Annotated in this window: 11 protein-coding genes; 8 read left to right on the top strand and 3 right to left on the bottom strand. The window is 70.2% G+C overall.

Going from position 1 to position 13,545, the window contains the following annotated elements; genetic code table 11:
- The first annotated feature begins 57 nt into the window (after positions 1–57).
- Genes ACFX43_RS10285 through ACFX43_RS10275 form a run of 3 tightly spaced genes read left to right on the top strand, consistent with a single transcriptional unit; the run spans position 58 to position 3,943 of the window.
- Positions 58–1,266: an amino acid deaminase/aldolase gene (locus tag ACFX43_RS10285; protein ID WP_378820232.1), complete on the top strand. Its 1,209-nt coding sequence runs from the start codon at positions 58–60 to the stop codon at positions 1,264–1,266.
- Positions 1,263–2,447: an MFS transporter gene (locus ACFX43_RS10280; RefSeq protein WP_378820229.1), complete on the top strand. Its 1,185-nt coding sequence runs from the start codon at positions 1,263–1,265 to the stop codon at positions 2,445–2,447. Before ACFX43_RS10285 ends, ACFX43_RS10280 begins: the two co-directional genes overlap by 4 nt.
- Entirely contained in the window at positions 2,444–3,943 is a 1,500-nt protein-coding gene (locus tag ACFX43_RS10275; RefSeq protein WP_378820228.1) for an aldehyde dehydrogenase family protein, read from the top strand. Before ACFX43_RS10280 ends, ACFX43_RS10275 begins: the two co-directional genes overlap by 4 nt.
- A 19-nt stretch (positions 3,944–3,962) precedes the next feature.
- On the opposite strand, the gene ACFX43_RS10270 is transcribed toward ACFX43_RS10275, so the two are convergent.
- Entirely contained in the window at positions 3,963–4,586 is a 624-nt protein-coding gene (locus tag ACFX43_RS10270; RefSeq protein WP_378820225.1) for a TetR/AcrR family transcriptional regulator, read from the bottom strand.
- Between the two features lie 67 nt (positions 4,587–4,653).
- On the opposite strand from ACFX43_RS10270, the gene ACFX43_RS10265 reads away from it, so the two are divergent.
- From ACFX43_RS10265 to ACFX43_RS10255, 3 genes are read left to right on the top strand one after another with little or no spacing between them, the layout of a single operon-like run.
- Positions 4,654–6,030, top strand: coding sequence for a GH1 family beta-glucosidase (locus ACFX43_RS10265; RefSeq protein WP_378820222.1), 1,377 nt, complete (start codon positions 4,654–4,656; stop codon positions 6,028–6,030).
- Positions 6,017–7,264 (top strand): MFS transporter, encoded by a 1,248-nt coding sequence (locus ACFX43_RS10260; RefSeq protein WP_378820220.1) that lies wholly within the window; start codon positions 6,017–6,019, stop codon positions 7,262–7,264. Before ACFX43_RS10265 ends, ACFX43_RS10260 begins: the two co-directional genes overlap by 14 nt.
- A 10-nt stretch (positions 7,265–7,274) precedes the next feature.
- Entirely contained in the window at positions 7,275–8,672 is a 1,398-nt protein-coding gene (locus ACFX43_RS10255) for a GH1 family beta-glucosidase (protein ID WP_378820217.1), read from the top strand.
- Here ACFX43_RS10255 and ACFX43_RS10250 read toward each other — a convergent pair.
- The gene (locus ACFX43_RS10250) at positions 8,660–10,696 is read right to left on the bottom strand and encodes a discoidin domain-containing protein (RefSeq protein ID WP_378820214.1); all 2,037 of its coding nucleotides are present in this window, start codon (positions 10,694–10,696) and stop codon (positions 8,660–8,662) included. The genes ACFX43_RS10255 and ACFX43_RS10250 overlap by 13 nt on opposite strands.
- 79 nt (positions 10,697–10,775) lie before the next feature.
- Complete coding sequence (locus ACFX43_RS10245) at positions 10,776–11,372, bottom strand: TetR family transcriptional regulator C-terminal domain-containing protein (protein WP_355229719.1); 597 nt, start codon at positions 11,370–11,372, stop codon at positions 10,776–10,778.
- 166 nt (positions 11,373–11,538) lie between these two features.
- On the opposite strand from ACFX43_RS10245, the gene hemL reads away from it, so the two are divergent.
- Entirely contained in the window at positions 11,539–12,864 is a 1,326-nt protein-coding gene (gene hemL / locus ACFX43_RS10240; protein WP_378820211.1) for a glutamate-1-semialdehyde 2,1-aminomutase, read from the top strand.
- Positions 12,861–13,538, top strand: coding sequence for a histidine phosphatase family protein (locus ACFX43_RS10235; RefSeq protein ID WP_378820209.1), 678 nt, complete (start codon positions 12,861–12,863; stop codon positions 13,536–13,538). The genes hemL and ACFX43_RS10235 overlap by 4 nt, the downstream gene beginning before the upstream one ends.
- The last annotated feature ends 7 nt before the right edge of the window (positions 13,539–13,545 follow it).

Below are 13,545 nucleotides of genomic sequence, written 5' to 3'. Positions count from 1 at the left end.
AAAGGTCAATAGTCTTGGACACTTGACCTAATTCGGGGGTCGGTCCATGCTCGATGAATGCTGGATCTCACCGTCCCGACGCGGGCGCGCGCCTCCTTCGACGACCTCGAAGCCGCCACCGCCGACCTCCCCACGCCGTACGCCGTGGTGGACGTGGCCGCGCTGCGCACCAACGCTGCCGACCTGGTTCGGCGGGCCGGCGGCAAGCCGATCCGCGTCGCGAGCAAGTCCGTGCGCTGCCGTGCCCTGATGCGGAGCACGCTGGCGATGCCGGGCTTCCAGGGTGTGCTCGCCTACACCCTGCCCGAGGCGCTCTGGCTCGCGCGCGAGATCGACGACGTGGTGGTCGGCTACCCGACCGCGGACACGGCCGCCATCCGGCGGCTCGCCGACGACGACCTGCTGGCCTCCCGGGTGACGCTGATGATCGACAGCGTCGAGCATCTGGAGCTGATCGCCGCCGCGGCCGGCGCCAGCGGTCCGCGGATCCGGATCTGCATCGAGCTCGACGCCTCCCTCCGCCTGGCCTCCGGCAGAGTGCACCTCGGCGCCAGGCGCTCGCCCGTGCACGCGCCCGAGCAGGCGGCCGCGCTCGCCCGGGCAGTCGTGGCCCACCCGCGCTGCGAGCTGGTCGGCGTGATGGCCTACGAGGGCCAGATCGCGGGGATGGGCGACAACCAGCCGGGTCTGTCCAAGCACCTCGTTCGGGCGATGCAGCGGAGGTCCGTCGACGAGCTGGCCGAACGACGCGCCGCCGCCGTGGCCGCTGTGCGAAGCGTCGCGCCGCTGGAGTTCGTCAACGGCGGCGGCACCGGCAGCATCGAGACCAGCGCCGCCGAGGATGCCGTGACCGAGGTGGCCGCGGGCTCGGGGCTGCTCGCCCCGCACCTGTTCGACCACTACACCCGGTTCCACCCCCAGCCTGCGGCGTACTTCGTCCTGTCGGTCGTACGCCGCCCCTCACCGCGCCACGCGACGGTGCTCGGCGGCGGCTGGATCGCCTCCGGAGCGGCCGGCAAGGACCGGCTCCCGATCCCGGTGTGGCCGCGCGGCCTCGGTCTGGTGCCGTCCGAGGGAGCGGGCGAGGTGCAGACGCCGCTGACCGGTGCTGCGGCTGCCCGTCTCCGGATCGGCGACCGGGTCTGGTTCCGCCACACCAAGGCCGGCGAGCTCTGCGAGCACGTCGACGAGCTGGTGCTCGTCGACGACGGCAGCGTCGTCGACGCCGTCGCGACCTACCGAGGAGAAGGAAAGACGTTCCTATGACCACGACCGCCACCGCCGCGCCCCCACGCGCGGCCCGCCGGGCCTGTTGGGCGGCCTTCGGCATCCAGGGCTTCACCTTCGCGTCCCTGATCACCCGGCTGCCCACGATCAAGGACCAGCACGACCTGAGCGACTACCAGGTGCTCATGCTGCTGGGCGGGGTGGCGATCGCGTCGACCGTCGGCAGCGTGCTGGCCGGCTACGCCGCGGCGCGCTTCGGCAGCGCCAGGGTCCTCAGGGTCGCGCTCGTCGGCGCGTCGGTGGCGACGCTGCTCGTCTCGCTCCCGGACAGCGTCGCGGGCCTGGTCGTCGCGGTGTGTGCGTACGGGCTCTTCGTCGGTCAGATCGATGCGGCCATGAACATGCAGGGCGTCGGCATCGAGGACCGCTACGGCCGCAGCATCATGGTCGGCTTCCACGGCATGTGGAGCCTCGGCGCGGTCATCGGCGGCGGCTATGCGGCGCTGACCCTGGAGCTGGGCTGGTCGCTCCTGCTGTCGTTCGCGATCATCTGCGCGGTCGGGCTCGTGCTCAACGTCGCGCTGCTGGGCGACCTGCTGGTGGTCGACCCCATCGACGGCCATGTCGACGCCGGTGATCACACGCCGCACGCACCGCAGGTGCCGTGGCTGCCGGTCCTGCTGCTCGCCGTACCCACCTTCGTGATGTGGTTCCTCGACTCGTCGATCTCGGCCTGGGGTGGCATCTACCTGGTCGATGGGCTGTCGTCGACGCAGAGCGCGGCGGCCCTGGCTTTCACGGCGTACCAGGCGGTGCTGCTGATCACCCGGCTGTTCGGTGACAAGGTCGTACGCCGCATCGGACCGGTGCAGACCGTGCGCATCAGCGGGCTCGTCGCGATCGTCTCGATGGCGCTGGTCGTCGCCGCGCCGTCGGTGTGGGTCGCGATCGTGGGCTTCGGCCTGCTCGGCGCCGGCCTGGCGATGATCCCGCCGCTGTCGTTCGTCGCGGCCGGTCATCTCGACGCCGACGGTGGCGGCCAGGCCGTCGCCCGGGTCAACGTGTCCAACTACGTCGGCTACCTCGTGGCCGCCGTCGCCATCGCCACCGTCGCCGAGCAGGTCAGCCACCGCGCGATGTTCGTGCTGCCGCTGCTGCTCAGCCCGGTCCTGTTGCTGATGGCATCCCGGTTCGCCCCCCAGGTAAGGAGCAAGGCATGAGTGCTGTCATCGAGGTCGAGAACCCGTCGACAGGCAGGACGATCGAGAGCGTTCCCGACCTCGGTCCAGCCGAGGTCGAGGCGCTCGTCGCCACCGCCAGGGCCGCGCAGCCGGCCTGGGCCGCCCTCGGGTACGCCGGCCGTGGCCGCTACCTGCGCCGCATGCAGAAGTGGTTCCTCGACAACGCCGACCAGATCGCCGAGACGATCCACGCCGAGAACGGCAAGTCGATCGACGAGGCCAACATCGAGGTGATGTACGGCGCTGTCGCGAGCGCGTTCTGGGCCAAGCACGCCTCGGAGTACCTCGCCGACGAGAAGATCACCAGCCGGTCTCCGTTCGTGCTCGGGCGCAAGCTGGTCGTCCGCTACCAGCCGGTGGGCGTCGTCGGCGTGATCGGGCCGTGGAACAACCCGCTCCTCAACAACTTCGGCGACGTGATCCCGGCGCTCGCGGCCGGCAACACCGCCGTGCTCAAACCGTCGGAGGTCACTCCGCTCACGTCGGTGCTGATGGCCGAGATGGCCCGCGAGATCGGCCTGCCCGACGGCGTCTTCGGCGTCGCGACCGGCTCCGGGGCCGCGGGCGCGGCGCTCGTGGAGCAGGTGGATGCGGTGATGTTCACCGGCTCCACCCGGACCGGGAAGAAGGTCGCCGGGTGCTGCGGCGAGCGGCTGATCCCGTGCAGCCTCGAGCTCGGCGGGAAGGACCCGGTGATCGTGCTGGCCGATGCCGACCTCGAGCGCGCCGCGAACGTGACGCTCTTCAGCGCGATGCACAACTCCGGCCAGACCTGCACCTCCTCGGAGCGCGTGTACGTCGAGGCGCCGGTCTACGACGAGTTCGTTGCCCTGATGACCGAGCGCTTCGAGTCGCTGCGCGTCGGTGAGTCGACCGGCTTCGGCACCTCGGAGTCGGGGTCGCTGACCTTCCCGCCGCAGCTCGACACCGTCACCCGGCACGTCGAGGACGCGGTGGCCGGCGGTGCGAAGGCCCTCACCGGAGGAGGCGTACGCGAGGGCGAGGGGCGGTTCTTCGAGCCGACGCTGCTGGTCGATGTCGACCAGGACATGGCGTGCATGCGCGAGGAGACGTTCGGCCCGACGCTGCCGATCATGAAGGTCGCCGACGCGGCCGAGGCCGTGCGGCTGGCCAACGACTCGGCGTACGGCCTGCAGGCGGCGGTCTACACCAAGGACCTCGCCAAGGGGCAGCGCATCGCGCGCGAGCTCCAGGCCGGCACCGTCACCGTCAACGACGCGCTGGCCAACTACTTCGCGCTCGAGCTGCCGATGGGCGGATGGAAGGACTCCGGTCTCGGTGCCCGGCACGGGCGGGACGGCATCCGGAAGTTCACCAAACGGCAGTCGATCCTGGTGACCCGCTTCGGCATGAAGAACGAGCTCCATGGCATGCCGTTCAAGGCCACGAACATCCGGACGCTCACCCGGCTCATCAAGACGCTCTACGGCCACCCCCGCAACACGAAGGACTGAGCTCTCCGCGGAACGTCGGTCAGTCCGTCGAGCCGGGCGAGCGCGGGGCGAGAAGAGGTAGCGCTTCGAGCAGGATGTCGAAGGCTCCGAGCACGTTCGCGTCCGGGTCGAGCAGGTGCTGCAGCTGCAGGCCGTCCATGGCCGCCATCACCAGGCGCGCGACGCCCTCCAGGTCCGTAGCGGGTGCCACGCCCGGCTCGGGCTCGGCCGGTGCGGCCTCGGTCAGCGCTGCGGTGAACTCGGCGACGGTACGCCGGTAGCGGGCGACGGTGAAGTCGTGGGCCGGGTGGCTGGGGACGATCGACTCGGCGGTGACGGTGGTGAACAGCTGGGTCAGCCCGCGGTCGGCGATGGCCCGCTCGAACATGCTCCGCGCCACCTGGGCCTGCTCGTCCCAGGTGGCGCCGGTGTCCGGCTGCTGGCGCGAGGCCTGGTCACGCTCCTCCAGCACGGCCATCAGCAGACCCGTCTTCGAGCCGAAGTGATGCAGCACCCCGGCCTGGCTCATGCCGGCCAGGTCCGCGATCTCCCGCAGCGACGCTCCATGGCTGCCGCGGCGCCCGAACACGTCCTGAGCCACGTCGAGGATCCGGCGCCGCTGGTCGGCGGACTTGGCGTAAGGACCACGGGCTCGGCTGGACATGGTGGCAGTCTAGGTGGCCCGAACGAAAACCTAGCGGACATTCGGTATTCGCGTTATCGTCAGGGCCATGACCCGGCTGCCGCCCCGATTCCCCGCTGGCTTCGAGTGGGGTGTCGGCGCCTCGGCGTACCAGACCGAAGGCGCGCTCGGCGCCGACGGGCGGGGACGGTCCACGTGGGACGTGTTCTGCGAGCAGCCCGGGCGGATCGCCGACGGATCGACGCCGGCGACCAGCGCCGGCTTCTACGACCGCTATCCCGAGGACATCGCGCTGGTACGTGACCTCGGCGCCGACGTCTACCGGTTCTCGATCGCCTGGCCGCGGATCCTGCCGACCGGGTCGGGCGAGGTCAACGCGAAGGGCCTGGACTTCTACGACCGGGTCGTCGACGAGATGCTGGCGGCCGGTCTGAAGCCGGCGCCGACGCTCTACCACTGGGACACCCCGCTGCCGATCGAGGAAGCCGGCGGCTGGATGAGCCGAGACACCGCGCTCCGCTTCGGTGAGTACGCCGCGGTCGTGGCCGAGCGGCTGGCCGACCGCGCGGCGTACTGGATCCCGCTCAACGAGCCGGTGGTGCTCTCGTTGCTCGGCTATGCGATCGGCGGCCACGCCCCCGGGCAGGAGCTGCTCTTCGAGTCGCTGCCGACCGTCCACCACCAGCTGCTCGCCCATGGCCTCAGCGTCCAGGCGATCCGTGCGGCCGGCGGCCGCAGCGTCGGGACCGCCAACCCGCACGCACCGACCTGGCCCGCCACCGACAGTCCGGAGGACCTCGCCGCCGCTGCGTTCAGCGCCGACCTCACCGACTGGATCTGGGGCGACCCGATCCTCCTCGGTCGCTACCCTGAGGGGTATGCCGAGGGGATGCCCGGTCCGGTCGCCGAAGACCTCGAGGTCATCTCGACCCCGCTCGACTTCTACGGCGTCAACTACTACAGCCCGCAGCGAGTTGCCGCCCCGACCGGTGAGCCGTCGTTGATCCAGGAGCACGAGATCCCGGCGGAGATGCCGTTCCGGGCGGTCGAGGTCGACGGGCCCAAGACCGGGCTCGGCGGCGAGATCAGCCCCGACGGCCTGCGCGAGGTCCTGCTGACGCTGACCGAGCGGTACGGCGAGAACCTGCCGCCGCTGATCGTCACCGAGAACGGCACCTCGCAGCAGCCCGGCACCGAGGAACCCGGTGCCGACGGCAGGATCCACGACGACGGCCGGATCGCCTACCTCGACGCGCATGTGCGCGCCGTGCACCAGGCGATCGAGGAGGGCGCGGATGTCCGTGGCTACTGGGTCTGGTCGCCGACCGACAACTTCGAGTGGACCCACGGCTTCACCCAGCGGTTCGGCCTCGTGCACATCGACTACGACACCCTGGTGCGGACGCCGAAGGACTCCTACTCCTGGTATCAGCAGCTGATCGGCGGCCAACGTGACCAGCTCTGAGCTCACTCGGTCGGCGCTGGACGAGCCGGTCAAGCCTGCCCCCAAGTCATGGGTGGCCGCGATCTCGCTGGCCAACGTCGGTCTCTTCACCGCATGGTTCGGACCGATCCTGACGCTGCTCGGGATGCAGGCGGAGCGGTTCGCCGGTGACGACAAGGAGGCCGCGCTCGCCTGGGTCGTCGGCATCGGCGCGCTCTGCTCGACGGTGGCCAACCCGGTCTTCGGTGCGCTGTCGGACCGGACCACGTCGCGCTACGGCCGTCGACTGCCGTGGACGGTCCTCGGCATCTGTGGAGGCGTGGCCAGCCTGGTGCTGCTGGCCTTCGCGCCGAACCTCGTCGTGGTGGCCATCGGCTGGTGCCTGGCCCAGATCGCCCTCAACGCGAACTTCGCGGCGATCACCGCGGCCGTGCCGGACCATGCGCCGCACCAGCAGCGCGGCACCATCGGCGGCTTCCTCGGCCTCGCCCAGACCGTCGGCGCCGTCGTCGGCGCCGGGCTCGCGGCGGCTGCGGGCGGGATCGTCGGTGGCTATCTCGCGTGCGCGGTCTTCCTGGTGATCGCGAGCGCGCCGTACGTCGCGATGCGCCGCGACCTGGTCCTCGGCCTCGCTGACCGGCCATCGTTCTCGTGGGGAACGTTCCTCCGTGGCTTCTGGATCAGCCCTCGTCTGCACCCCGACTTCGGCTGGGCGTGGCTCACCCGCTTCCTGATGAACCTCGGGTTCTCGATCGGGCTGGTCTACCTGCTCTTCTACCTCGACGACGCGGTTCACCACGAGAACCCCGAGGCCGGCGTCTTCCTGCTCTCGGCGGTCAACTCCCTCGCTCTGCTGATCACGGTCGTTGTCGGCGGATGGCTGTCGGACCGGTTCGACCGCCGCCGGATCTTCGTGACCGTCGCCGGCGTCGTGATGGCTGCCGGCACCCTCTCGTTGGCCGGCTTCCACTCCTGGACGGCCGCGATCATCGGTGTGGCCGTCCTCGGTCTCGGCATGGGCGTGTTCACCTCGGTCGACCTCGCGCTGATGATCGACGTACTCCCCGAGGCGATCGACCGCGGCAAGGACCTCGGCGTCGTCAACATCGCCAACTCGCTGCCGCAGGTGCTCGCCCCCGTCGTCGCCGCGCCGATCGTGAGCGTGCTCGGCGGCTACTCCACCCTGTACGCCGTCGCCGCCGGAGTGACGCTGACCGGCGCCGTCCTGGTCTACCGGATCAAGTCCGTTCGATAGGAGACAACTCGTGACCACCCACCCTGATCTGCCCAGCCTGCGGCTCCCCACCGACTTCGTGTACGGCGTCTCGACCGCGTCGTACCAGATCGAAGGTGCCGTCGAGGAGGGCGGCCGTGGGCCGTCGATCTGGGACACGTTCTGCGCAGAGCCGGGCCGGATCAAGAACGGTGATACCGGGACGGTCGCGTGCGACCACTACCACCGGTACCCCGAGGACATCGCGCTGATGAAGGACCTCGGCGTGGACGCCTACCGGTTCTCGGTCGCCTGGCCCCGTATCCAGCCGACCGGCTCCGGGCCGGCCAACGCCGAGGGTCTGGCCTTCTACGACCGGCTCGTCGACGGGCTGCTGGAGGCGGGCATCAAGCCGGCCGCGACGCTCTACCACTGGGACCTGCCGCAGACTCTGCAGGACGCCGGCGGCTGGCTCAACCGCGACACCTCGCTCCGCCTCGCCGAGTACGCCGCGATCGTCGGCGAGCGCCTCGGCGACCGGGTCTCGATGTGGATGCCACTGAACGAGCCGGTCGTGGTCACCATGTTCGGGCATGCGCTCGGCACCCACGCCCCCGGCCAGGCGCTCGGCTTCGACGCGCTGCCGGTGGCCCATCACCTTCTGCTCGGCCACGGCCTGTCCGTCTCCGCGCTGCGGGCGGCCGGAGCGAGCAACATCGGCATCGCGTCCAACCACCAGCCCGCCCGGCCGGCGTCGGACTCGGCCGAGGACCGGGAGGCGGCCGAGATGTTCGGCACGCTGACCAACTGGCTGTTCTCCGACCCGATCCTGCGCGGCGAGTACCCCGACGAGCTGATCACCTCGATGATGCCAGGACCTGTGGCGGAGGACCTGAAGGTGATCTCGACGCCGCTCGACTGGTACGGCATCAACTACTACCAGCCGGTGCTGGTCGGCGCCCCCGGATCCGGCGGCGACCAGGGCCCGGCGCTCGAGGGCGCGATCATGCCGGAGGGGCTTCCGTTCGAGCCGCGCCAGCTCGTCGGCGTACCCACCACCGACTTCGGGTGGGCTATCGTCCCCGACGGGCTCACCGAGATCCTGGCCCAGTTCCACCAGCGGTACGCCGACGCGCTGCCGCCGGTCTACGTCACCGAGAGCGGCTGCTCGTTCCACGACACCGTCGCCGAGGACGGGGGAGTCCACGACCAGGCCCGGATCGACTACCACGACGCGCACCTGCGGGCGGTGGCCGACGCCATCGCCGCGGGCGTGGACGTACGCGGCTACTTCGCGTGGTCGCTGCTCGACAACTTCGAGTGGGCGGAGGGGTACGCCGAGCGCTTCGGGCTCGTGCACGTCGACTACGACACGCTGCGGCGTACTCCCAAGGACTCGTTCCGCTGGTTCCGGGAGCTCATCGCCGCCCGCGCAGGTCAGCGGTCATAGACCCCGACCTCCCACAGGGAGTAGCCGTAGCGGGTGGCGCGGCTGACGCCGTGGATGCGTACGTAGCGAGCGGTGGTCGGCTCGAAGGTCGCGGTCTCGACCCCGCCCTTCCCGGTGTCGGTCGACCACACCGTCCGCCACGTCGTACCGTCCGAGGAGACCTCGACCTTCCATGCCGCCGCGTGGGCGCTCTCCCAGTCGGCGACCACGCGGCCCACGGTCCGCTCGCTGCGCAGGTCGAGGGCGAACCACTGGTCGTCGCTCCAGTCGCTGGCCCAGCGGGTGCCGGTGTCGCCGTCGATGGCGCGTCCCGGTGCGAAGCTGGTGAAGGCGCTCCACTCCGACGAGCTCGCCGTGGCACGCGACCCGGCCGCGAGGTTGCTCGGCGGCGTGTAGTCGGAGGCGGCGCCCCACGTGTCGAGGTAGGACTGGGCTCCGCCCATCAGGTCCTGGACGGCCTCCGTGCCGCCGAGGCGGCGGATCTGCTCGATCCAGTCCGGGACCAGGCCGACGTGGGCTCCGCCGTCGGTGTTCACGTCCCAGACCCGTTCGCCGGTGACCTGCCGGTCGATCAGCGACCCGCCGTCGACACTGCGGAACGGATAGGTCACCGGGCTGGGTCCGTCGGCACCCAGGGGAGCGGGGTGGGAGCCGAGGCCGTTGAAGTCGGTGCCGATGCCGAGGCCCTTGTCGTACTCGGTGCGCAGCGCCTCGGTCCGCCCGGCGGCGCCGATGAACTCCTCGGGCCCGAACATGTACTCACCGATGAAGCCGCCGAGCCCGCAGACGCGTTCGGCCCAGCCGAGGTCCGCCCAGCTGTGGCTGGAGATGACGCCGGGGTAGTCGGCCGACTCGAGGATGTCGAGCGCGCGGCCGGTGGCCTTCACGCTCATGTGGTCGAGCTCGACGAGCATGCCGCGCTGCATCATCCCGCGCATGGCGTACTCGCCGAGCCGGGAGAGGCCGCGGGTGTTGCACTGCGCGTCGTCGTCGTACGTCGGCACCTCGGTGCCCGAGGGCAGCTTCTCCTCGATCTCGGGGACCGGCGCGTCGCCGATCGGGTTGTCGTGCTGCGGGCCGCGGCACTTCTCGGTCTGCCAGAAGGTGCCCGTCGACAGGAACTGGCCGACGTTGATGATCGTCCCGGTCGTGCCCGAGTCGAAGCGCACCCCGCAGAGCGCGTTGTCGAACTTGTGGCACAGGAACATGCTGCGTACGCCGAGGGCGTGCAGCTCATCGAGGCCCTGGTCGATGCCGGCCCTGCTGCACTGCGGGACGTCGAGGACCTGCTTGCAGCCGAACGGCTCGGAGGTCTCGACGCCGAGGATCACGGCGAGCTTGCCGTCCTCGATGACCTGCTGGGCTTGTGCCGGATCGGTGACGATCCGGAACCAGCCCTTGCCCTCGCCGCCGTACATCGTGTCGACGAAGTCCTGCAGGTCGTAGGTCTTCTCCGCCTGCAGCCGGATCGACTCCATCTCGTCGCAGCCGCGATCGCGGTTGGGGTTGATCGAGCAGATGACGCCGTTGCTGGTCAGGTCGGTGACCAGGACGCGCTGCCCGGCTCGCCACGACCGCTCCAGCCAGGAGTAGTAGTTCTGCTGGTGGGACATCGTGCGGTATGACGGCCAGTCCTTGAAGGTCGGCCAGCCCACCGGGTCGTGCTTGCCGTCCGGCTCCGCGCCGGTGAGGTTCTCCAGCAGCGCGCCGGAGCCGTCGGGGTAGTGCGCCGCGCAGTCCTCGAGCGCGTCGGCGACCCCGGCGTCGGAGAACGGCTTGCCGCAGACCAGCTCGCCCCCGAACGCCTCGTTGGTCATCAGGTGGTTGTGGACGTCGGCGAAGCCGCGTACGTCACCCTTGGCATCGGTGCCGGTGAACGGCTTGCCGGTGACGTTGACCTGGGAGTCGGGCGCCGGCCGGTCGGCCGGCTCCCACCACTGGTCCGGCGGCGACGACCATCCCGGCGGGGCGAACGCCACGAAGCCGATCAGAACCAGACAGAGCAGCGTGCGGATGGCGTTCACAGTGCCTCCAGGGTGTGTGACGTACGCCGCATCCTAGAGTTGGTCGCATGACCGGGTCAACGGTCCAAAGACCCGGTGGCTACGCCGATCTGGCCATGGAGGCGACGTGCGCCGCGGCGAAGTCGAGCGCGGCGCCGGCGGCCTCGGCGTCGCCCTCGTTGAGGAACAGCAGGGTGAGGCCGTCGATGTTGGCGGTGAGGTATCTCGCGAGCATGGGGATCGGCTGGTCCCACGTCACCCCGGTGGACTCGGCGAGCACGGTGAGGACCTGGGTGTTGGCCTCCAGGTAGGTCTCGTACTGACGGCGTGCGACCGTGGCCAGGCCCGGCTGACGAAGGGCGTACTGCGTCAGCTCGTAGGTCACCTGGTGCTCGTCGGGGTTGGCGATGACGTGCTGCCAGTACGCCCTGAGCGCCGCCTGCAGCTTCTCCTCGAACGACTCCTCGCCGCGCATCTCCACCAGCGCCAGGTTGAGCGTGTGCCCGGTGATCGCCTCGATGACGTTCTCCAGGAGCTCCTGCTTGGAGCGGAAGCAGTAGTGGAAGGCCCCGAGCGGCATGTCGGCCTCCGCCACGATCGAGCGCGTCGTGGTCTTGGCGACGCCGTCACGGACCATCACCCGGATCGCGGCCTCGACCAAGCGTTCGCGGCGTACGTCGGCTGAGACGCGCGCCATCAGAGGTCTTTCGCCAGTAGGAAGCCCATGCCGCCAGCGTAGGTGACCAAGACGAATGACCAGGATCCGGGTTGTCATCGGAGCCGCCGCGCAGATCCGCCGCTGCGCTGTGCCGCGCCGGGGCGGAGAAATGGGGAATCGACGTGGTCTGGGGAACAATGCTGCGGTGCCTCACGACATCGCACCCCTGTCCGCAGCGGCATCCGAAGCGCTCTTCGCCCGCGCGAAGGCCGTGACGCCGGGCGGCGTGAACTCGCCCGTGCGCGCCTTCAACGCGGTGGGCGGGACGCCGCGCTTCATCCGGGAGGCGAAGGGGGCGTGGCTGACCGACGTCGACGGGAACGAGTACGTCGACCTGATCTGCTCCTGGGGCCCGATGCTGCTGGGCCACGCACATCCGGAGGTCCAGGCCGCGGTCTTGGAGGCCGTCGCCCGGGGCACGTCCTACGGGACTCCGACCACGCCCGAGGTCGAGCTCGCCGAGGCGATCGTCGAGCGAGCGCCGGTCGAGAAGGTGCGGTTCGTCAGCAGCGGCACCGAGGCGACGATGTCGGCCATTCGGCTGGCACGAGGGTTCACCGGGCGCGACGTGATCCTGAAGTTCGCCGGCAACTACCACGGCCATGTGGACTCGCTGCTCGCCAGCGCCGGCTCCGGGCTGGTCACCCACGCGATCCCCGGCACCCCGGGCGTCCCGGAGAGCAGCACCGAGCTCACCGTCGTGCTGCCGTACAACGACCGAGCCGCGGTCACGGCGGCGTTCGAGGAGTACGCCGGCCGGGTGGCCTGCCTGATCACCGAGGCCTCGCCGGGCAACATGGGCATCGTGCCGCCGGAGCCCGGGTTCAACCAGTTCTTGAGCGAGACCTGCACGAGGAACGGCGCCCTGTTCATCTCCGACGAGGTGATGACCGGGTTCCGGGCCAGCAAGCAGGGGCAGTGGGGTCTGGACGGCAAGAACGAGGGCTGGACGCCCGACCTGGTCACCTTCGGCAAGGTGATGGGCGGCGGCTTCCCGGCGGCGGCCTTCGGCGGCCGCGCCGACGTGATGGGCTCGCTCAGCCCCGACGGGCCGGTCTACCAGGCCGGCACGCTCTCCGGGAACCCGGTCGCGACGACCGCGGGCCTGACCACGCTGCGGCTGGCGACCGACGAGGTCTACGACCACATCACCAGGGCCGCCGACGTCGTGAAGGCCGCGATCGAGGAGAGCTTCACCAAGGTCGGTCTCCCGTACGTCATCCAGTCCACCGGCACGATGTTCTCGGTCTTCTTCACCGACGAGCCGGTGCGCAACTTCGACGAGGCCAAGACCACCGACGAGACGGCGTACAAGGCCTTCTTCCACGCCATGCTCGATCAGGGCGTCTACCTGCCGCCGAGCGCCTACGAGGCCTGGTTCCTCTCCTCCGCCCACGACGAGCGGGCGCTCTCCCAGATCACGGAGGCGGTTCCCTACGCCGCCGAGGCTGCTGTAAAGGTGAAGGCATGACGTCCCAGGGAAATGGCATCGAGACCACGGTCCACCTGCTGCGCCACGGTGAGGTGCACAACCCGGAGGGGATCCTCTACGGGCGCCGGCCAGGGTTCAACCTCTCCGAGCTCGGCCTGCGGATGGCCGAGCGGGTCGCCGACCGTATCGGCGGGCAGGACATCACCCACGTCATCTCCAGCCCGCTCGAGCGCGCCCAGCAGACCGCCGGGCCGCTGGCGAAGGCGCTCGGCGTCGACATCTCGCTCGACGAGCGGGTGCTCGAGTCGGAGAACCTCTTCGTCGGCAAGAGCTTCAAGGACGGCTTGGGCCCGCTGAAGGACCCCAAGGTCTGGCCGAAGCTGGTCAACCCGTTCAAGCCGTCGTGGGGCGAGCCCTACCTGGAGATCGTGGCCAGGATGATGGCCGCGATCCACGACGCCCGGGACCAGGCGAAGGGCCACGAGGCGGTCATCGTCTCCCACCAGCTGCCGATCTGGACCACCCGGCTCCACATCGAGGGCCGCAGCTTCCTGCACGACCCGCGCCGCCGCCAGTGCGCGCTGTGCTCGCTGACCTCGCTGCACTTCGTCGACGACGAGTTCGTCGCGCTCTCCTACGGAGAGCCGGCCGGCGACATGCTCCCGGCGAAGGACAAGTACGCGCCGTTCTCGGCCGGCGACTCGGAAGATTAGAAGTCTC

The sequence above is a fragment of the Nocardioides sp. YIM B13467 genome (genome assembly GCF_042788075.1).
Lineage (GTDB): Bacteria > Actinomycetota > Actinomycetes > Propionibacteriales > Nocardioidaceae > Nocardioides.
The sequence above is the reverse complement of the archived record's forward strand: the minus strand, read 5'-3'. Positions and strand labels throughout refer to the sequence as shown.

Excerpts from the sequence above, each read along its gene's own strand:
- ACFX43_RS10245 (WP_355229719.1), bottom strand. The coding sequence starts at position 11,372 with ATGGCGCGCGTCTCAGCCGACGTACGCCGCGAACGCTTGGTCGAGGCC.
- ACFX43_RS10275 (WP_378820228.1), top strand. The coding sequence starts at position 2,444 with ATGAGTGCTGTCATCGAGGTCGAGAACCCGTCGACAGGCAGGACGATC.
- ACFX43_RS10270 (WP_378820225.1), bottom strand. The coding sequence starts at position 4,586 with ATGTCCAGCCGAGCCCGTGGTCCTTACGCCAAGTCCGCCGACCAGCGG.
- ACFX43_RS10280 (WP_378820229.1), top strand. The coding sequence starts at position 1,263 with ATGACCACGACCGCCACCGCCGCGCCCCCACGCGCGGCCCGCCGGGCC.
- ACFX43_RS10265 (WP_378820222.1), top strand. The coding sequence starts at position 4,654 with ATGACCCGGCTGCCGCCCCGATTCCCCGCTGGCTTCGAGTGGGGTGTC.
- ACFX43_RS10285 (WP_378820232.1), top strand. The coding sequence starts at position 58 with ATGCTGGATCTCACCGTCCCGACGCGGGCGCGCGCCTCCTTCGACGAC.
- ACFX43_RS10235 (WP_378820209.1), top strand. The coding sequence starts at position 12,861 with ATGACGTCCCAGGGAAATGGCATCGAGACCACGGTCCACCTGCTGCGC.